1 pseudogene is annotated in these 823 nt (G+C 38.2%); it reads right to left on the reverse strand.

Annotation, left to right across the window (positions count from 1 at the left end):
• Window positions 1-681 (reverse strand): annotated as a pseudogene (locus NO346_RS14640) (transposase); the annotation flags it as partial.
• Window positions 682-823 lie beyond the last annotated feature (142 nt).

Genomic DNA, 823 nt, shown 5'->3' on the forward strand with positions numbered 1-823 from the left:
CAAGATTAGGCTTCGTCATTGAAAACTGTTGCTTGAGTAAATTGTCATAAATAGAACGGTTGTGATCACTGTTCGTGGTTCTTTTGAAACGCTTATGGCGCTTACAATGCAACTGATTTGATTTTTTTATTTGGCGCACAGCATACGTACTTATTTTGATACCTTGCGCTTGTAAATGCTTAGTTAATCGAACATAGCCATAGCTTTGTTTGGTTTCTTCATGGGCTATTTTGACCAAAATTGTCTGCTGATTTCGCTGAATTGATCTTTTACTCATGCCTCGCTTTAGCCAATCATAAAAGCGAGAAACGGATACACGAAGTAATCGAGCCATTAAAATAATCGGAAATAAGTGGCTTTGCGATTTCATATAGGCGTACCTCACTGACTTTCTTTGGCAAAGTACGCTGCTGCCTTTTTTAAAAATTCACGTTCCATTTCAGCTGTTTTGAGCTGTTGTTTAAGCTTCTTATTTTCTTCGAGTAAGGCGTTTAGATCGGGCGAATACTGTTTTGTGCCTGCTAAAGTTCCAGCCTTTGCTTTGTTATTCCAGTTCGAAAGGGTTTGCATTGAAATACCAAGTTGTCTAGCGGATTCCGATACATTACCTTGGTTCTCTTCAATGGCTTTTATGGCTTCAGCTTTAAATTCTGCGGTGTAAGTCTTCTGTTTCTTGCTCATGGTAAACTCCTAATGAGTATGTATAGTTTACCAAGTTAAACCCTCCTGTTTTTTAAGCACACATCAGTTTCAAGTAAGACGATCTAAACTGATTTTGAATCATATTTTTTCAGCCTTGATGGCCTACGTCGAGATACAAAAG

The sequence above is a fragment of the Acinetobacter sp. 5862 genome (genome assembly GCF_024494585.1).
GTDB lineage: Bacteria > Pseudomonadota > Gammaproteobacteria > Pseudomonadales > Moraxellaceae > Acinetobacter.